This is a genomic window from Pseudonocardia sp. Cha107L01, assembly GCF_052566575.1.
This window is the reverse complement of sequence record NZ_CP199579.1, coordinates 6,146,771-6,164,558: the sequence shown is the minus strand read 5'-3', so window position 1 is coordinate 6,164,558 and position 17,788 is coordinate 6,146,771. Positions and strand designations below refer to the sequence as shown.

The window sequence follows — 17,788 nt, the reverse complement described above, 5'->3', positions numbered from 1 at the left end:
GACGGTCACGGGCGGAGGGGTTTCAACGCCGCCGTAACGGGATAATCGGGCCCAGTTCTCTTGTAACCTGGCTCACCCCGGTCGCGCGGCGGTGACGGGTGCGGGGGCGAGACGGCAGGAGGGCACCGTGGTCCTCATCGGCGAGGCGCGGCCAGCTGACAGCGTGGCATCTGACGGGGTGCCCACCGGCCAGCTGTCGCCGCAGCCAGACCCGGTGCCGCCCCGGCTGGCCAAGTTCCATGCCCCGGAGATCGTCTTCGGCTCCGGCGCCCTGTCCGAGGGGGCGCACGCGGCAGTGCGGCTGGGTGGTCGACGGCCGTTGCTGGTCACCGACCCCGGCCTGATGGCCGCCGGGTGGCCGGACGAGCTGCTCGCCCAGTTGCGGGACGCGGGCCTGCGGCCACAGGTCTGGCACGACGTCACGCCGAACCCGAAGGACCACGAGATCGCGGCCGGCTTCCAGCACTACCTCGCCGAGGGCTGCGACGTGGTGCTCGGCCTCGGTGGCGGCTCGGTGATCGACGCGGCGAAGGGGATCGCGCTGCTGGCCGCGAACGGCGGTTCGATCCTGGACTACGAGGGGGTGGACAAGGTCACCTGCCCGATCCCGCCGCTGGTCATGATGCCGTCCACCTCGGGCACCGGGGCGGACGTCTCGCAGTTCTGCATCGTGACCGACACCGCGCGGCGGACCAAGATAACGATCATCGGGCGCGCCCTGGTGCCGAACGTATCGGTGATCGACCCCAGGCTGCTGACCACCATGCCGGACGAGCTGAATGCCGCCACCGGGCTGGACGCGCTCACGCACGGCGTCGAGGCGTACGTGTCCAGGGCCCACAACCCGCTCACCGACAACCACGCGCTGCATGCGATCTCGCTGGTCAACGGGAACCTGGCGCGCACGATGCACCACCCCGGCGACTCGGCGGCGCGGACGTGCATGGCGCAGGCGGCGCTCGAGGCCGGGCTGGCCTTCACCAACGCCATCCTGGGTGCCACCCACGCGATGAGCCACCAGGTCGGCGGCCTGCTCGACCTGCCGCACGGCGTGGTCAACGGGGTCCTGCTGCCGCACGTGATCCGGTTCAACGGGGCGGCCGAGCCGGCTCGGTTCCGGGCGATCGGGCTGGCAATGGGTCTGTCGCCCCGGGCGGACATCCCGGGTGCGGAGGCCGCCGAGCTGGTGGCCGAGGAGGTGCGGCGGCTGGCCGACGACGTCGGCGTACCCAAGGGCCTGGCGGAGCTCGGCGTCTCCGAGGCCGATGTGCCGAGGCTGGCCGAGTTCACCATGGCCGACGCGTGCCTGTCCACGAACCCCCGCTCGACGTCCGTGGCCGACATCGAGGCGCTGTTCCGGGCCGCGCTGTGAGCAGCCGCCCGGCACCGGACCTGGAGGCACTGACCGGTATCCGCTCCGGCAAGCCGTCCTTCTACCCGGAGTACCGGCACTCCGCCGAGCGCCTTCGCCGGGTGATCCACGCGCTGGACCGGATCTCGGCCGCGCTGGTGTGCACCGTGGACGGGTCCGAGGCGCTGGTCCGCGCCGTGGTCACCGCGGCCGCCGAGCACCTAAGCGCTCGCTGGGTGGTGTTCGCGCTGGTCGACGGCGAGATGCCGGACGCCGAACCCAGGCACCTGGTGCTCGGCCCGACCGGGACGGAGGTGACCGACTGGACGGCGGTGCCCGACGAGATCGGCGGACACATCCGGGCGGTACGGGCCGGCACCTTCCACGATGACCACCACGGCGAGGAACGCCGGCGCCACGCGCACGTGCCAGTCACCCTCGGCGACGCCGTGGTCGGCGGGTTCGCCGCCTGGACCACGCTGGACCGGGAGATCGACGGCACCGACGAGTCGGTGCTGCGCATCCTCGCCGGCCAGACCGCGGCGGCGCTGCGCAACTGCGCGCTCTTCCAGAACCTCGGCGAGCGCAACCTGCAGCTGCAGCGCACCCAGGAAGAGCTCTTCCTGGCCCGCCAGCACCAGGTGCTCGACGAGGAGCGGCACCGGATCGCCCGCGAGCTGCACGACAGCGTGACCCAGTACGCGCTGTCCGCCGGCATGCAGATCGAGCTGTGCCGCAGTGAGGTCGACGATCCCCGGCTGCGCGCGCGGCTGGACACCGCCAAGGACCTGACCCGCCGGGCAGTCGAACAGCTGCGCTCCGCGATCTACGCCCTCAGCGACGACGAGCGGGGGGACAACGGCCTGCCGGCGATGCTGGAGCGGCTCTGCGGGGTGCACCTGCCCGACGAGCTGCGGGTCGAGGTGCGGATCGGCGGGCACCCGGTCGCGCTGCCCGCCGCGGCCGAGCAGTCGCTGTTCCGGATCGCCGGCGAGGCACTGTTCAACACCGCCGTGCACGCCGAGGCCCGGCATGCCCTGGTGCGGCTGTCCTATCGGCACGACCGGGTGGTGCTCTCGGTGTCCGACGACGGCCGGGGCAGCCCGGAGGAGGTCCGTCGGATGCTGCGGGCGGCGAGCTCCTGCCCGTCCGGCGAACATCGGGGAGTGGCGAACATGCAGGCCAGGGCGCGTGAGCTCGGCGGTTCGCTAACTCTGACCAGGGCACGGCTTGGCGGCCTGCAGGTTCAGGTCAGCGTGCCGGCGCGGCCCGAGGCCAATGGGGCAGCGGAATGAGCGTCACGACCGGCCGGGCCCGCCGGCCACCGATCCGCATCGTGCTGGTGGACGACCACTCGATCATGCGCCAGGGTTTGCGGGCGGTGCTCGAACGGGAGGACGACCTCCGGGTGGTCGGGGAGGCCGCCACCCCCGCCGGGGCGGCCGCCGCCGTGCTGGACGCCCGGCCGAACGTGGTGCTGCTGGACCTGAAGCTGAGCGCCGGGCCGCAGACCGACGGACTCGACCTGTGCCGGGCCCTCACCACCGCGCACCCCGGGATCGGGGTACTGGTGCTGACCACGTTCACCGAGGACCGACTGGTGGTGCGGGCCGTGCAGGCCGGTGCCCGGGGCTACGTGGTCAAGGACGTGGACACCACGGAGCTGGTCCGGGCGATCCGGGCGGTGTCGCGGGGCGAGAGTGCGTTCGACGCGCGCAGCGCCTCGGCCATGGTCCGCACCCTCAACGGCGCGGGTGCGGACCGGGAGCAGTTGACCGACCGTGAGCTGGAGGTGCTGCGGCTGCTCGCGCGCGGCCTGTCGAACCGGGCGATCGGCGGCGAGCTGTACATCTCGGAGACCACGGTGAAGTTCCATGTCGGCAACCTGATGCGCAAGCTGCTGGTCAGTCGCCGCGCCGAGGCGGTGTACGCCGCGAGCAAACTCGGCCTGCTCTGAGTCGTGATGGCTAGCCAGCGTTGCTCTGACAACGCTGGCCACTCACGAGGCAGTAGCTTGTGCCCGGCACGACTCAGGGGTGGGGCCGGCGATCGGGAGGTGCGCGGTGGGGGATGGGCCGGGGCAGGAGTCGGGGGAGCGGACGGCGGACGCCCCGTCCGGGACACCCAGCGCCGAGCAGCTGCTGCTGGGCGGCGAGCCGCGCTACACCCGGGTGCAGTGCGCGGAGCGGGCCGGCGTCGGCGTCGAGCGGGCGGGCGCGCTGTGGCGGTCGTTGGGGTTCGCCACACCGGGGGACGACGAGATCGTGTTCACCGATGCCGACGTGGACGCCCTGCGCGCGGTGGCCGGCCTGCGCAACGCCGGCGTCGGCGACGTCGGCGTCGAGCTGTCCCTGACCCGCGCGATGGGCCAGGCGATGGCACGGTTGACCGAGTGGCAGGTGGGCATGCTGCGCGAGCTGGTCGTGGCCGACGCCGATGCGGCGGACCGCGAGGTGACCACGGAGTCCGGACTGGCCGCCGCCGCCGCGCTCATCCCCGGGGTGGAGCGGCTGCAGCGCTACGTGTGGCGCCGGCACCTGCTCGCCGCCAGCAACCGCATGGTGGCCTCGGGTACGGGGCCCGGTGAGACGGCGCCGCTCGCGGTGGGGTTCGCCGACGTCGCCGGGTTCACCAGCCTGAGCCGGGGCCTGGCCGAGGCCCGCCTCGACGAGTTCCTCGAGGCGTTCGAGGCGAGCGCATCGTCGGTGGTGATCGAGCACGGCGGCCGAGTGATCAAGAATATCGGCGACGAGATCATGTTCACCGCCGACAGCGCACGGGACGCGGCCGACATCGGGCTCGGCCTCGCGGAGCGGATCAGCGCGCTCGACGGCCGCCCGGACCTGCACGTAGGTCTCGCTTACGGCCCGGTGCTGCACCGCCTCGGTGATGTGTACGGCACCGTGGTGAACCTGGCCAGCCGGCTCACCGCGCTGGCCCAGCCCGGCACGGTGCTCGTCGACCGTGAGCTGGCGGCCGCCATCGGCGACGAGCCGGGCTTCCGTGTGAAGAGACTGCGGCGGGTGTCGGTGCGCGGGTTCTCCCACCTGCAGCCCTGGCTGCTCAGGCGCGGGGAGGGCGAAGAAATGCACACCTCGGCGGAGTAAACGGCGAGGTCGCGTGGTTGACCTGGGGGGTGCGCGAAGCGCTCTGCCAGCGAAGCGGGCGGAACACATCGAGGTCGGCGCCGACCCGGTACCGCCGCATCGTCGCCACGAGCAGGACAGGTACGCGTTGTCGACCGCTACAGGTGAGAAGACACAGAGCCAGAACTGGCTGCTGCCGTTGTCCGTGCTGATCGTGGGCGCGTTCATGTCGGTGCTGGACACCAGCATCGTGAACGTCGCGGTGCCGAAGATCCAGGTCGAACTGAACGCGGCGCCCGACAACGTGGAGTGGATCGTCACCGGGTTCACCCTGGCCCTGGGCATCGTGGTGCCGCTGAGCGGCTGGCTGGGCCTACGGCTCGGGCTGAGCCGGCTCTACATCCTGTCGATGATCGGGTTCGCGCTGGCGTCCGCGCTGTGCGGTCTGGCCTGGGACCTGAACAGCATGATCGTCTTCCGGGTGCTGCAGGCGATCCCCGGTGGGGTGCTGCCGGTGGTCAGCCTGACCATGCTCTACCAGGTCGTGCCGCGGGAGCGGATCGGCTCCGCGATGGGCATCTACGGCCTCGGCGTCGTGGTCGCCCCGGCCGTCGGCCCGGTGCTGGGTGGCTGGCTGGTGCAGTACGTCGACTGGCGGCTGATCTTCTTCATCAACGTGCCGATCGGGATTCTCGGCACCATCGCCGCGATCGTGGTGTTCCCGCGGCTGCGGCCGACCAGTTGGCCGAAGTTCGACCTGTGGGGCTTCCTGACCATCGCCTACGGCCTGTTCGCCCTGTTGCTGGCGACGTCGAAGGGGCAGAAGTGGCACTGGGGCTCCTACCCGATCCTGATGCTCGTCGTCTCCGGCGCGCTCAGCCTCGCCCTATTCGTGATCATCGAGCTCGAGGTGGACAACCCGCTGATCGACCTGCGGATCTTCAAGGTCTGGGCTTTCACCAACTCGATCCTGCTGCTCGGCATCGCTGTCACCGGCCTGTTCGCGGTGCTGTACTTCCTGCCGCAGTTCCTCCAGGTGGTCCAGGGCATGCAGGCTCTGGACGCCGGCCTGGTCCTCGTCCCGGCGGCCCTCGTCCTGGTGGTGCTCATGCCGGTGGCCGGGCGGATCTATGACCGGTTCGGGCCGCGTTGGCCGGTGGTGGCCGGGCTGGCCATCATGGCGTACGGCTCGTTCCTGATGGCCGGGATGACCCCGGACACCCCGCGCCTGCAGCTCGAGATCTGGACCTTCATCCGCAACGTCGGTGTCGGGTTGGCCATGATGCCGATCTTCGCCTCCGGCGTCTCGGCGCTGCCCGCCGCGCTGACCAGTGCCGGCAGCGGGATGAACAACGTCATGCAGCGGGTGGCCTCGAGCGTCGCGGTCGCTGTGTTCAGCAGCCTCGGTGCGTCCGACGCGGCGCAGATGATGCATGACCGGGGGGTGCTGTTCTCCGGCGGCGCCCAGGCACTGCCCGGGGTGGCGGCGGCGGCCGAGGGGGGCCCCGGCGGGCTGTACGGCCTCTACCAGACCACCAACCTGAGCGTGCTGACCGAGACCTACAACAACGGGTTCTATGTGGTCGGGATCCTGTGTGTGGCGGGCATGGCGTTGGCGCTGACACTCCGCTCGGGGCGGGTCGGGTCGTCCAGCGAACCGGTGCACGTCGAGATGTAGGCCGCCGCCGAGGCGGGCGTGTCTTCGTCGGGGTCGAACACCCCCGAGGGCCGTCTCGGCGCCGGCCGGCGCCGAGACGGGTTCGACACAGGGCGGTGTTCAGCGCCGCTCGCGGGCCCTCTCGGTGTTGTCGGCCCCGCGGTCGCGGTCGTCGGTGTCCGCCCGGTGCTCGCGGTGGTCGGTCTCTCCGGTGCCGGTTCCGCGTCCGTCGGCTTGTGCGGTCCGGTCGCGGCCGAGCAGCTCCTCGACGAGGGACCGGTAGGACGTGAGCGCGCCCCGCTGCCTCTCGGTGTCCACCGAGCCGTCGGAGGAGGCGTCCCGGACCGACCGTGCCTCGCGGTAGTGGCGCACGACGTTCGGGTGGTCGACCGAGATGTCGTCGGCGCGGCGGTTGAAGTCGTCGACCGGGTAGCCCCTGGTGCGCATGATCGCGACCACCAGCTCGTCGGCCCTGTCCATCGCGCGCGCCGGGTCGTCCACGAAGTCGCGCTGGACCGAGTTCCAGGACTCCTGGTACTTGCTGCGCTCCTCCGGGCGCAGGTCACGGATGTCCAGCTCGCGGCGCCGTTGCTGGCGCTCCCGGAGCTCGGACTCACCGGCCTTGCGGTCACCGGTTTCGGCGACGGTGCGTTCGTACTCGGTCCCGAAGTGCTTGCGCAGGTTCTCGGACTGCTTGCGCTTGAGCAGCATGGCGCCGAACCCCAGCGCCGCGACGAGCAGCACGACGACGACGATGATCAGCACGACCGTGGTGGACCCCATTGTCCTACCTCCTCTGTGATTTCTGACTCACTCTTCTGAGTGGTGCGTTCCCGTCTGGGGAGTCGCCAAACCTCGACCGCTGCTCGACCCCCGTCCGCGACCTACCCGGCACTGGACGGTGCGGCTGAACGGGTGATCCAGCGCGGCAACCTGGCGCACCGTTCGTGTGACGGGTGTGGCTTCTGAGGTAGTTGAGGACGTACAACGAAGCCCTGGCCAGCTCGAGACCGGGGGGATCCTGTGCGCGACACTGTGCACCAGCTGATCGTCGCGGTCCCGCTGATGCTGGTCGGCGGGCTCGGTATCGGTGTCGGGGTCGAGTCACTCGGCCTCGGCTCGGCGAACCTGATGACGCCGATCCCGCCCGCGGTCGCCCCCGCTGTGCCGCGGCCCGCCCCGGCCGCTCCGGCGCGATCCTCGCCCGCCATCTTCACGATGCCCGACCCGTCGGCCACACCTCGAGGTGCCTCACCGGCCGTGGCGGCGGGCCTGACCGGGCCGGACACCGCGTCCCGGCTGGCGTCAACGCCACGGGCCCGACATGCGTCGTCCGCCGCCAGGGAGCGGCACGCCCCGTCCGCGAGCAGGGCGAAACACTCGAGCCGCTCGCCGGCCGCGCGCCGCGGTGCGACCACGGCACCGGCCACCCGCGAGCACCCGGCACCCTCGGATGCCGCCGCCGCGACCGGCGGATCAGCTACTCCCGACTCGCCGGCCTCGGCCGCCGGGGCAACACCGACCCGCGCGACGCCGCCGGCAGCGGCCACGTCCCCCGCCGCCGCGACCGGCGAGCCGGCGCACCAGTGCCCGGCCGGAGTCGGGACATCGTGCACCGACGCCGGCCGCCCGAAGCGGGCCCACCGCGCGTCGCCCTAGGTCCGAGACTGACAGAGCAGGACAGCGGGCGGTCCAGGCCGTAAGGTCGGCCGCCGTGGACGACACGGGCGCTTCCGATTTCATCGTTGTGGCCAACCGGCTGCCGGTCGACCTGGTGGTGGACGAGGACGGCGGCAAGTCCTGGAAGCGCAGTCCCGGCGGCCTGGTGACCGCGATGGAGCCACTGCTGCGCGGTCGGGACGGCGCCTGGGTCGGCTGGCCCGGGGTCCCGGACGTCGAGGTGGAGCCGCTGGAGCAGGACGGCGTGGTCCTGCACCCGGTGCGGCTGTCGGCCGCCGAGGTCGCCGAGTACTACGAGGGCTTCTCCAACGCCACGCTGTGGCCGCTGTACCACGACGTCATCGTCCCGCCGATCTACGACCGGACGTGGTGGCACACCTACGTCCGGGTCAACCAGCGGTTCGCCGAGGCCGCCGCGAAGGTCGCCGCGCCGGGCGCCACCGTCTGGATCCAGGACTACCAGCTGCAGCTGGTACCGGGTCAGTTGCGGGAGCTGCGCCCCGACCTGCGGATCGGGTTCTTCCTGCACATCCCGTTCCCGCCCACCGAGCTGTTCATGCAGCTGCCGTGGCGGACCCAGATCGTCGAGGGGCTGCTCGGCGCGGACCTGGTCGGTTTCCACACCCTGGGCGGGGCACGGAACTTCCGGTGGCTGGCCACCCACCTGTCCGATGCCACTGCGACCGGACGGACCCGAGAGATCGACTACGGCGGACGCACCGTGCGGATGGGGGCGTTCCCGATCTCGATCGACTCGGGCGAGTTGGACCAGTTGGCCCGCGAACCCGCGACGCGGGCCAGAGCCGCCGAGATCCGCACCGAGCTCGGTGACCCGAAGCGCGTGGTGCTCGGGGTGGACCGGCTGGACTACACCAAGGGCATCAACGTGCGCCTCATCGCGTTCCACGAGCTGCTGGTCGACGGGCGGATCGACGCCGCCGACACCGTCATGGTGCAGATCGCGACGCCGAGCCGCGAGCGCGTGGACGCCTACCAGAAGATGCGCGACGACATCGAGCTCACCGTGGGCCGGATGAACGGCGAGTTCGCCAGGGTCGGCCACCCGGCGGTGCACTACCTGCACCAGTCGCTGCCCCGCGACGAGCTGGCCGCCTTCTTCGTTGCCGCCGACGTCATGCTGGTGACCCCGCTGCGCGACGGCATGAACCTGGTCGCGAAGGAGTACGTGGCCTGCAAGTTCGACCTGTCCGGCGCACTGGTGCTCTCCGAGTTCACCGGCGCCGCCATCGAGCTGAACCAGGCGCTCCTGGTCAATCCACACGACCTCGACGGGGTGAAGAACACCCTCTACGAGGCACTCACCATGCCCGCGGCGCAGGGCCGCCGCCGGATGCGCGCCCTCCGTCGCCAGGTACTGAGCCATGACGTGGACCGCTGGGCGCGGTCGTTCCTGGACGCGCTCGACCCCGACGCGGCAATGGCGTCACCCGGGTAACGGCCGGTGGACACGGGGAATGCTGGGCAGCAAGCGATCCAATGGCGGCCGCATGAGGGCGTTTTCATGTCGACTGACGCAATCGTCCTGCTCAAGGAGGATCACACCGCAATCCGCAAGCTTTTCCACGATTTCGAAGGGGCCGGGCACTCATTCACCGGCGGGATGTCTCCATGCGCGCGAGATCGCCGTGGGCGGCGTCATCGAGTGGCTTACGGTGGCGCCCGCCAAGGCCGGGACGGGTGGATAGCGCCCGAACCACATTGCCGACCGGGCGGCCGTCGGCCAGCGCCGCCCGCCACCCGCGGGACCTCCTCGGGCTGGGCGCCTCCCGTCCGGCCCGCAGCTCGTCATAGATCGGCGTTGCAGTCACGCTTTGGAACAATAGGGCTTCATCGTCACGGAAAGCCACTCGAACCCACTCACCTGATCGGTTCATAGCCACGTAAGGGTGATCTATCGTGCATTAACACTTGACTGGGTGACGCTCTGTCGAGAATTCACGTTCTTGTGGTTGTCGAGCTGTTGTATCTGTGAAGTCGCTATTCGTGGCGGGCCGTTAAAGCCTGGTCAGGCTGCTCAATGCCGAGCCAGCCGGGGCGATCGGGTTGTCGTTCGTCAGCTCGCTCAGCTCCTCTGTCGGTTCGTCGAGCGGGACGCTCGCGGGGCCGACGCTGACGACGCCCCCGCCGACGCTGCCGATCGTGCGACCCGACGTTCCACCGCCGCTCGAGCCGCCGCCGGAGCGGCTGCTCGAACCGCCGCTTCCGTCGTCGCTCCCGCCGTTGTTCGTGCCGTCGCGGGAGCCGGATCGGGCATGGCTGCCGGCCGCTGTTCGTACCTGCCCGGCGCGGCCCGGTGCCGCAGCCCGCCGAGCACGGTCCGGCGCGGTCAGCAGTGCGCGTGTCGGCAGTGCCGAGGGCGGTGTCGGGCGAGGGTTCAGCGCATCGGGAAGGTCGCCGAGGCCGTGCGTATCGGACGGCGGCGCCGGATGCGGTAGCGCGGGTGGGCCGGTGTTCGGATGGCCGCCGTCCGGGTCGTGCGAGCCGGTCGGGACCGGAGCGCTGGGGCGGAACAGGTGGGTGGGGCCGAAGAGGGCGGTCGCCACGACCGAGCCGGCCGCGACCACCGCGCCGGCGGTCACGGCCGCCCTGCGGCGCGGCGACAACCGCCCGAAGACGGTGTCGGCGTGACGGGTGGGCCGCCGTGTCGGCGCGGTGCCGGAGCCGGAGCGTTGGGCGAGCAGTTCGGCAACGGTGATCTCGATCCGTTCAGGTTGATCACCGTGCTCGGGATCAGAGTTGGCCACGACCCGTGACACCTCCTGACCGACACAACAAGACCAGCGATTTCTAGCTGACAGTCACCTGGAAGGCGAGGCGCCACCCGACTGGCCCCTTCAGAACCCCCTCATCGGGGGACATAGGTTGCTCTTTGTCGGCGTGTGGTCAGCTGGTCGGGGGCAAGTTAGTTTCCCGCTCGCGGTGCTGATCCGGTGCCGGGGGACAGGGTTCGCGGGGTAGCTGACCGGGTATCGCTGGCCCAGTATCGGCCCGATCGGGAAGACCAGCATGCGACACACCGGTGTTCGGCTCGCGATGGCTGTGGTTGTCGCGGCTGTGGTTGTCGCGACGGGGGTACTGGCGGTCGTGCTCGGCCACGGCCGAGGCGTCGCGCTGCCGATGAGCGCCGTCGGTCAGTACGTCGCGCTCGGGGACTCCTACGTGGCCGGCCCCGGCATCCCGTCGACGACCGGGGTGCCCCTGTCCTGCGGTCGATCGTCGAACGACTACCCGTCGCTGGTGCGCGCCGCGGTGCACGCCTCGGCCTTCACCGACGCCAGCTGCGGCGGCGCCACCACCGGGAACATGACCGCGCCGCAGACCACCCGCACCGGCCCCAACCCGCCCCAACTGGACGCGGTGACCAGCCGCACCCGCCTGGTGACAGTGACCATCGGCGGCAACGACATCGGCTTCACCGACATCATCAACCAGTGCCTGTCCCGGTCGGCCGGTCAACCCGGGGGCGCGGCCTGCCGCGCGTACTTCAACCGCTCCGGGAGTGACCTGCTGGCCCAGCGCATCGCGGCAACGGCTCCCAAGGTGGCCGCCGTCCTGACGCGGATCAAGGAGCGGGCACCCAGTGCGAAGGTGCTGCTCGTCGGCTATCCGACACTCTTCCCGGCCGCGGCGGGCGGCTGTCCGGAGGCACCGTTCAGCGCGGGCGACACCGCGTACCTGAACCAGACGTTCCAGTCGCTCAACGCGATGCTCCGGACCCAGGCGGGCGTCGCCGGCGCACGGTTCGTGGACACGGCGGAAAGCAGTACCGGTCACGACATCTGCACCCCGGCCGGGAGTCGGTGGATCGAGGGGCGGAACCCCACATCGCCGGCGGCCGCGTTCCACCCCAACGCGCTCAGCATGCGCAATACGGCCTACCAGGTGGTCGAAGCGCTGGGCGCGGTCCCCTAGGAGTGCCCGGCGTCTCCGTCCGTCCGCGAGTCCGGGTCAGGACGCGCGCTTGGCCTTCCGGCGCGCGTCGGCGACCGCCTCGACCAGTTGCGCACGCTTCATCCGCGAACGGCCCGGGATATCGAGCTCGCGGGCCACCTCGAGCAGCTCGCTCTTGGTCGCGTCCGCCAGGTCGGTCCGTCCGGACGAGCCGCCGGTGCGACCACCACCGCCGCCACCGCCGCGCTTGCCGGCTCCGCCCCGGCCCCGGGCTTCGGACACGCTGCGCTCGAGGGCTGCGAGCAGGTCGGACACCTCGGTGGGCTCGGGACCCTCAGGCTCGGTCACGATCTCACGGCCGCGGCGCTTGTCCTCGATCAGCTTCCGCACCCGGTCCTGATAGGAGTCGCGGTAGCTGTCCGGTCGCCACGGCCCGCTCATCGACTCGACGAGCTGGGTGGCCATGTCCAGCTCCCTGCCCTTCGCCGCGCCGCTCTCTGGGATGTTGTCCAGCTCCTTGGCCGGGTCGCGGACCTCGTCGGCGAAGAACATCGTCTCCAGGGCCAGGACGTCGCCGTCGGGCCGGATCGCGGCGAGGTACTCCTTGCCACGCATGACGAACGTGCCGATCGCGGCGCGGTTGGTGCGCGTCATGGCCTCGAGCAGCAACCGGTACGGCTGGGTGTGCTGGTCGCCGGTCGGCGCGAGCCAGTACGTCCTGTTGAAGTAGAGGGGGTCGATCTCGTCCAGATCGACGAAGTCGGTGATCTCGACGGTGCGCGAGCGGCCCGGCGCGATCGAGTCGAGCTCGTCGGGCTCGACGATCACGTGCTCGCCGTCGCCGACATCGGCGCCCTTGACGATGTCGCCGTACTCCACCTCCTTGCCGGTCCGCTCGTTGACCCGCTGGTTGCGGATGCGATCGGAGGTGTCGCGCTGGAACTGGTGGAAGTGGACCGTGTGGTCCTCGGTCGCGCTGAAGAGCCCCACCGGAATGGACACCAGCCCGAACGTGATCGAGCCGGTCCAGATCGCCCGTGCCATCGCCACCAACCTCCTGAGATGAACCACAACCCGGTTCGGCGTACCCGTTCGGCGCGTCGGGTGAACGCGCTGTCGCACGCGAGGTCGGCGACCCGCTGGCCCACTGATCGGCCGGCAACAGGACCTCCCGCGCCGCAGGGGTAAGCCGGCGGTGGGCGGGTATGCCGCCGTACCGGGCGGACAGTGCGCGAGGGGCCCGCCGCCCCGGGCGGGTACGCACGACGACCAGCGAGAGGTGCCAGTGATTCACGCTGTTGGACTGGTGGTTCCCGCACACAACGAGGAGGCCGGCATCGCCGCCTGTCTGCGGAGTGTGCGCGGGGCGCTGGGCCGGTTGCCGGCCGAGGTTCGTGTCGAGGTCGCCGTGGTGCTGGACCGCTGCGAGGACCGGACGCCGTCGCTGGCCGCCGGGCAGCTGCGGGGCTGGCCCGGTGCCCGGGTCCTGCGGGTGGCGCACCGCCCGCTCGGCGCCGGCGTCGGGTTCGTCCGTGACCTCGGTGTGCGCGACCTCCTGCGCAGGCTGCACCCGGCGCGGCCCGAGCAGATCTGGCTGCTCAGCACCGACGCCGACACCGCGGTGCCGCCCGGGTGGGCGGTCGAGCAACTGCGCTACGCGGCGGCCGGGGTGCACGGGGTAGCCGGTTTGGCGGACCTGGCGGACGAGCGGGGTCTGAGCGCTCACGCCCGGTCGCGCTACCGCGCGATCCTGGCCGACGGGATGCGCGGTCGGTCGCACGACCACGTCTACGCGGCGAACCTGGGGGTGCGGGCCGACGCGTACCTGCGCTGCGGTGGCTTCCCGGCGTGGGGCCACGGTGAGGAGCGACAGCTGTGGCAGGCGATGTCGGAGGCCGGTTGCCGGCTGCGTCAGCCGACCGACCTGCGGGTCCGTACCAGCGCTCGAACACGCGGCCGCGCGGCGGGAGGGGTGGCCGACCTGCTCCGGTCGTTGCAGACCGACGCGCAATCGCGAGTGGGGTCGGAGAACGTGGCGTAGGTGGCCCCGTTGATCAGTGAAACGCGGACTGGTTCCGGCGCGGCGCGCTCAGCTGGCCTGGTCGCGCCGTGTCCCGCCGCTGAAGGCCAGCTCCGATGCCTGCGTCCGGGCGGTTTCCAGCTCTTCGGCCTGCCGGGTGGCGCGGGCCAGCAGGTCGTCCAGGCGGGTGCGGTCCAGCCGGCGGTCGTGCTCGGCGAGGGTGCGCAACGTACGCCAGGCGGACGCTTTCCCCTCGACACCCAGCCGCATGCCCTCCAGCTCCGTCACCGAGCTCAGCGGGGACCGGCTCAGGAGGTGGCCGTTGAGCTTGACCCGCCCGGCCTTCTCGGCGATCCAGCCGGCGTACACCTTGTACGTCCGGATCGGGATCTCGAGTACCCGCATGATGTCGAGCAGCGCATCGCGATCTTCGGCGATCTCGGTTGCCAGCCGCGCCAGCAGCGGACCCCAGGGTTCGCTCCGCTGGTTGTTCGCCGCCCGGCGGATCAGCTCGACGCCGACGGTGGAACCGGCCAGGTGGTCATTGAGATAGATGCCGAGCAGGCTCGGCCGCGACCAGGGTAATTGCGTCATCGGATTGGGTTCCCGCCGGTGGGCACCGCAAACGAGCCAACCGGCCGCGATCTCGGTCGTCGCGTACGGCCGTCAGCGTCCGCCGCGGCGGGCCCGCAACCAGGTCCCGAACGCGTCCAGAGCAGGCTCGGGGGCGAGGCGCCCGACGCCGATGCGGAAGTGGTCGGCGGGGGTGTCGGTGAGCTCCGAGCGGTAGATGCTCGCCGGCAGCAGCAGCACCCCGGCCTCCTCGACGAGGTCCGTGCAGAACGCTTCCACCCCGTCGGCACCGCGGTACCGGGGGTAGGCCACGCAACCACCGTCCGGGCCCCGCCAGTCGACCAGGTCGGGGAACTCGGCGAAGAAGGCGTCGAACACCGGCACGTTGGCGGCAATGATCGCGCGGTTGCGATCCAGGATCCGGGTGCGCGCCTTGATGGCGATGCGGGCGAGGATCTCACTCGGGGCCGAGTTGCAGATCGTGGTGTAGTGCTTGGCCCGCTCCAGGCGGGAGCGCAGCTTCCGGTCCCGGCAGGTGAGCCAGCCGATCCGCAGCCCGGGCAGGCCCAGCGACTTGGAGGTGACGTTGAGCGACAGAGCCCGCTCCGACAGATCCGCGGCCGGTGGCAGGGTGCGGGACGGGTCGCGTTCCAAGCCCCGGTACACCTCGTCGCTGAACAGGTGGATCCCCCGTTGGTCGCACAGCGCCGCCAGCCGGGTGAGCTCCTCGACCGCGATGACTTTGCCGGTCGGGTTGTTGGGGAAGTTGACCGACACCACCCGGGTGTTGGGCCGGATCGCCGCGGCCACCTCGTCGAGGTCCAGTGCCCAGTCCCGGCCCGGATCCAGGGCGACCCCGCTGACCGCGCACAGCGACCGAGGCACGGTCTCGGCCGCCTGGTAGTTGGGAGTGATCACCACCGCGTGGTCGTCGGGCCCCAGCAGGACCTGCATGGCCAGGTAGAGGCCCTCTTCGGCGCCGGCGAAACAGATCACGTCAGCTGCCTCGGCGGTGCGGTACGTCCCGGCGATCGCCTCTCTGAGCGCGGGGTCCCCGAAGGTCTCGGTGTAGCCGAGGGACAGCGTCTCCCAGGCGCGACGGTCCGCGTCGTCGGCCAGGTCGAGCAGCTCGGCCATGGTCATGGTCTGCGCGTCGGAAGCCGTCAGGTGGTGGCGGGCGGAGAACTCCCAGCGGGAGAAGTACGTCTCGAGCCGGAAGTCGGGCAGTCGGCTCATGACTCGCTCCGCTGCTGCTTGAGCTCGGCCAGGAGTGCGTAGACGGTCGAGCGCGACGCCTGGAGGGCCCTGGCGACCACCGGCACCGCACGCCGAACCGCGAAGACGCCGGCCTGGTCGAGCTCGGTGAGCACGGCGAGGCGGTCGTCGCGCCCGAGGCGTTCGACCGGGCGACCGCGAGCGCGGACGAAAGCGCCGATGATCTGGTGCACGCGCTCGGTCCAGTCCTGCTCGAACATCGCCTCCGGACGGGCCTCGGTGGGAGCGGCGAAGCCGGCCAACAGCGCGGCGGCCTGCTCCAACGGCGAGCGGTCGAGGTTCACGCAGAGCACGGCGGAGGGCTGCCCGTCCGGGGTCCGGAGTACCGCGCTGACGGAGGAGAGACGTCGGCCGTCGGCCAGCAGCTTCTCGTAGGGGCCGTAGACGTCGTGGGCGGACGCTTCCAGCTGGTCCAGCTCGCCCAGCAGGGAAGGGTCGCCAGGAGCGCGGGTGGTCATCGGGTTCCAGATGGCGAGCACCCGGTCCCGCGCGGCGTCGTGCAGCACCACTTCGGCGTACGGGCCGAGCAGGAGCGCCACCGCTTGGCACGCCGGCGACCACATCCGCACGCATGGGTCAGCGGCGTCGGTGGTCGTCTCCATGCCTGGACAATACGTCCAGGCTGGACGAATAGTCCAGACGGCGGTGGCTCAGGGGGCGGGTTTGGGGCCTTCGCTCAGGGTGTAGAAGGTGACCCGGGCACCGTCACTGGCGCTGCCGTCGCCGCCCTCGCCCTGTTGGTAGGCCCCGGCCTGGAAGCGGACGGTGGCGCCCTTGAACGGATCCGGGATCGCCGTGGTGACCTTCTTGGTGTTGCTGCCGTAGGTAGCGGTGAAGACCAGGTTTCCGGTGCCGGGGTCGCTGATCGTGAAGTCGAACCGGCTACCCAGCGGCACGCCGGTGATCAGCGGGAACTTGTCGGAGGTCGAGCCGCTCTGGGCTTGCTTCATGACAACTTTGATCGTGCCGGCGTCGTAGTGCAGCATCACGAACGGCACCGAGCTGATGTCGTCGGCGCCGTGGATCTGGCCGATGATGATGTCCTGGTTGCCGGAGGGCGCCTGGGCCACCGAAAGCGAGGCGCGCAGGGTGTGCGAGCCCTTGCCGGCCTTGAAGTTGTTGAGACTGTCCAGCTCCGTGCGCGGGTGTTGCGAGTTCGGCGTGGTCGCCCCGTTGACCGGAGCCCAGAACTTGAGGCTGCCGTTGCTGCCCCGGGTCAGCCAGGGTGACGAGCTCTTCGCCGGGTTGATGTTGGCCGCGGTGCCCTTCTCCGATGCCTCCGGAATGGTGAGCTTCCAGCCGGCGAGGCTCACCGGTCCCGTCGGCGCGGGCGGGGGTGTCGTGATCGGGGCGGGGGCGGCCACGCTGGGGGCGGTCGGGATCGGCAGGGCCGGCTCCTCCGGGAGGGCGGGTGGCGGCGCCGCCGTCGTGTCGACGTGTGCGCGAGGTTGGTGGCCGAGCTCCAGCCAGAGCCCGCCGCCGAGCAGCGCCACCACAACCCCGGCGGCCACCAGGCGACGGCTGGTGGAGGACGCCTTGATCGCCGCCACGACCGACTGCCGGTTCGTGCCGAAGGTGACGACCGCCGCGGTGGCGCCGTTGTGCGCGGTGTCACGGGGGTGCACCGTGTCGTCGCGGTCGTGCTCGGAGCGGGCAACGCGGGCCGGGGTGTCGATGTGCGCGGGGGTGTCGACGTGGATGGGGGTGTCGACGTGCACGGGGGTGTCGACGTGGACCGGGGCGTCGATGTGGGCCGGGGTGTCGACGTGCACGTAGTCGTCGACGTATGCACGGCTGTCAACGAACAGGGGGTTGTCGACATGTGCGGGGGTCTCGACGTGTGCGGGAGCGTCGACGTAGGAGGCGGCGTCGGTGTAGGCGGCGTCGGTGTACCAGGGTTCGTCGACGCGGATCGGCTCACCGATGCGCACCGTGTCGTCGGTCAGCTCGACCGCGCTGGACCAGATGTCCTCGGCGACCACGTGCCGGGGAGAGGGGATCGGGGTAGCCCCTGTGTGCCTCGGCGGCGTGGACTGCGCCGCCGACCGCCGGGGGAGCGTCGTCGTTCCCACGGCGCGGGCCCCGGCGCGAGGTGCCGCCGCCGCGCGAGGTGCCGCCGCCGCGCGAGGTGCCGCCGCCGTGCGGCTGGCCGTCGTCCCGGTGCGAGCCGCCGCACGAGGTCCCGCCGTGGAAGGCGCGGTTGCGTTGTTGGGCGGCGCCGCCGCGCGGTTGGC

Annotated in this window: 16 protein-coding genes; 9 read left to right on the top strand and 7 right to left on the bottom strand. The window is 71.3% G+C overall.

Going from position 1 to position 17,788, the window contains the following annotated elements; all coding sequences use genetic code 11:
• Positions 1 to 163: 163 nt before the first annotated feature.
• From ACTXG6_RS28880 to ACTXG6_RS28860, 5 genes are all read left to right on the top strand, one after another.
• Complete coding sequence (locus tag ACTXG6_RS28880) at positions 164 to 1,372, top strand: iron-containing alcohol dehydrogenase (protein ID WP_445182549.1); 1,209 nt, start codon at positions 164 to 166, stop codon at positions 1,370 to 1,372.
• Positions 1,369 to 2,646 (top strand): MadS family sensor histidine kinase, encoded by a 1,278-nt coding sequence (locus tag ACTXG6_RS28875; RefSeq protein WP_445182548.1) that lies wholly within the window; start codon positions 1,369 to 1,371, stop codon positions 2,644 to 2,646. Before ACTXG6_RS28880 ends, ACTXG6_RS28875 begins: the two co-directional genes overlap by 4 nt.
• On the top strand, positions 2,643 to 3,308 hold the full coding sequence (locus tag ACTXG6_RS28870) for a MadR family response regulator transcription factor (protein ID WP_445182547.1): 666 nt from the start codon (positions 2,643 to 2,645) through the stop codon (positions 3,306 to 3,308). Before ACTXG6_RS28875 ends, ACTXG6_RS28870 begins: the two co-directional genes overlap by 4 nt.
• Positions 3,309 to 3,414: 106 nt before the next feature.
• A complete protein-coding gene (locus ACTXG6_RS28865) occupies positions 3,415 to 4,458 on the top strand; it encodes an adenylate/guanylate cyclase domain-containing protein (RefSeq protein WP_445182546.1) in 1,044 nt (347 codons plus the stop codon).
• Between the two features lie 127 nt (positions 4,459 to 4,585).
• A complete protein-coding gene (locus tag ACTXG6_RS28860) occupies positions 4,586 to 6,115 on the top strand; it encodes a DHA2 family efflux MFS transporter permease subunit (RefSeq protein WP_445182545.1) in 1,530 nt (509 codons plus the stop codon).
• Between the two features lie 99 nt (positions 6,116 to 6,214).
• Here ACTXG6_RS28860 and ACTXG6_RS28855 read toward each other — a convergent pair whose 3' ends face one another.
• Entirely contained in the window at positions 6,215 to 6,877 is a 663-nt protein-coding gene (locus ACTXG6_RS28855) for a hypothetical protein (protein ID WP_445182544.1), read from the bottom strand.
• A 240-nt stretch (positions 6,878 to 7,117) separates the two neighbouring features.
• Here ACTXG6_RS28855 and ACTXG6_RS28850 point away from each other — a divergent pair, with 240 nt between their 5' ends.
• Both ACTXG6_RS28850 and ACTXG6_RS28845 read left to right on the top strand, forming a co-directional pair.
• The gene (locus tag ACTXG6_RS28850; protein ID WP_445182543.1) at positions 7,118 to 7,753 is read left to right on the top strand and encodes a hypothetical protein; all 636 of its coding nucleotides are present in this window, start codon (positions 7,118 to 7,120) and stop codon (positions 7,751 to 7,753) included.
• Between the two features lie 55 nt (positions 7,754 to 7,808).
• Positions 7,809 to 9,230, top strand: a complete 1,422-nt coding sequence (locus ACTXG6_RS28845; RefSeq protein WP_445182542.1) for an alpha,alpha-trehalose-phosphate synthase (UDP-forming) — start codon at positions 7,809 to 7,811, stop codon at positions 9,228 to 9,230.
• 559 nt (positions 9,231 to 9,789) lie between these two features.
• Here the strand turns inward: ACTXG6_RS28845 and ACTXG6_RS28840 are convergent.
• Positions 9,790 to 10,539: a hypothetical protein gene (locus ACTXG6_RS28840; protein ID WP_445182541.1), complete on the bottom strand. Its 750-nt coding sequence runs from the start codon at positions 10,537 to 10,539 to the stop codon at positions 9,790 to 9,792.
• Positions 10,540 to 10,849: 310 nt separating this feature from the next.
• Here ACTXG6_RS28840 and ACTXG6_RS28835 point away from each other — a divergent pair, with 310 nt between their 5' ends.
• Positions 10,850 to 11,707, top strand: coding sequence for an SGNH/GDSL hydrolase family protein (locus tag ACTXG6_RS28835; protein ID WP_445182540.1), 858 nt, complete (start codon positions 10,850 to 10,852; stop codon positions 11,705 to 11,707).
• 36 nt (positions 11,708 to 11,743) lie between these two features.
• Here the strand turns inward: ACTXG6_RS28835 and ku are convergent, their stop codons facing one another.
• Entirely contained in the window at positions 11,744 to 12,730 is a 987-nt protein-coding gene (gene ku / locus ACTXG6_RS28830) for a non-homologous end joining protein Ku (protein ID WP_445182539.1), read from the bottom strand.
• A 262-nt stretch (positions 12,731 to 12,992) separates the two neighbouring features.
• Here ku and ACTXG6_RS28825 point away from each other — a divergent pair, with 262 nt between their 5' ends.
• On the top strand, positions 12,993 to 13,727 hold the full coding sequence (locus ACTXG6_RS28825) for a glycosyltransferase (RefSeq protein ID WP_445182538.1): 735 nt from the start codon (positions 12,993 to 12,995) through the stop codon (positions 13,725 to 13,727).
• 48 nt (positions 13,728 to 13,775) lie between these two features.
• Here ACTXG6_RS28825 and ACTXG6_RS28820 read toward each other — a convergent pair whose 3' ends face one another.
• The 4 genes from ACTXG6_RS28820 to ACTXG6_RS28805 all read right to left on the bottom strand — a co-directional run bounded on the left by ACTXG6_RS28820 (position 13,776) and on the right by ACTXG6_RS28805 (position 17,626).
• The gene (locus tag ACTXG6_RS28820; protein ID WP_445182537.1) at positions 13,776 to 14,300 is read right to left on the bottom strand and encodes a hypothetical protein; all 525 of its coding nucleotides are present in this window, start codon (positions 14,298 to 14,300) and stop codon (positions 13,776 to 13,778) included.
• 72 nt (positions 14,301 to 14,372) lie between these two features.
• Entirely contained in the window at positions 14,373 to 15,515 is a 1,143-nt protein-coding gene (locus tag ACTXG6_RS28815) for an aminotransferase class I/II-fold pyridoxal phosphate-dependent enzyme (protein WP_445182536.1), read from the bottom strand.
• Positions 15,512 to 16,156: a helix-turn-helix transcriptional regulator gene (locus tag ACTXG6_RS28810; RefSeq protein ID WP_445182535.1), complete on the bottom strand. Its 645-nt coding sequence runs from the start codon at positions 16,154 to 16,156 to the stop codon at positions 15,512 to 15,514. Before ACTXG6_RS28810 ends, ACTXG6_RS28815 begins: the two co-directional genes overlap by 4 nt.
• Positions 16,157 to 16,204: 48 nt before the next feature.
• A complete protein-coding gene (locus ACTXG6_RS28805; RefSeq protein WP_445182534.1) occupies positions 16,205 to 17,626 on the bottom strand; it encodes a polysaccharide lyase family 7 protein in 1,422 nt (473 codons plus the stop codon).
• Between the last annotated feature and the right edge of the window lie 162 nt (positions 17,627 to 17,788).

Coding starts and splice junctions, on each gene's coding strand:
- ACTXG6_RS28870 (WP_445182547.1), top strand. CDS start 2,643: ATGAGCGTCACGACCGGCCGGGCCCGCCGGCCACCGATCCGCATCGTG.
- ACTXG6_RS28855 (WP_445182544.1), bottom strand. CDS start 6,877: ATGGGGTCCACCACGGTCGTGCTGATCATCGTCGTCGTCGTGCTGCTC.
- ACTXG6_RS28820 (WP_445182537.1), bottom strand. CDS start 14,300: ATGACGCAATTACCCTGGTCGCGGCCGAGCCTGCTCGGCATCTATCTC.
- ACTXG6_RS28815 (WP_445182536.1), bottom strand. CDS start 15,515: ATGAGCCGACTGCCCGACTTCCGGCTCGAGACGTACTTCTCCCGCTGG.
- ACTXG6_RS28810 (WP_445182535.1), bottom strand. CDS start 16,156: ATGGAGACGACCACCGACGCCGCTGACCCATGCGTGCGGATGTGGTCG.
- ku (WP_445182539.1), bottom strand. CDS start 12,730: ATGGCACGGGCGATCTGGACCGGCTCGATCACGTTCGGGCTGGTGTCC.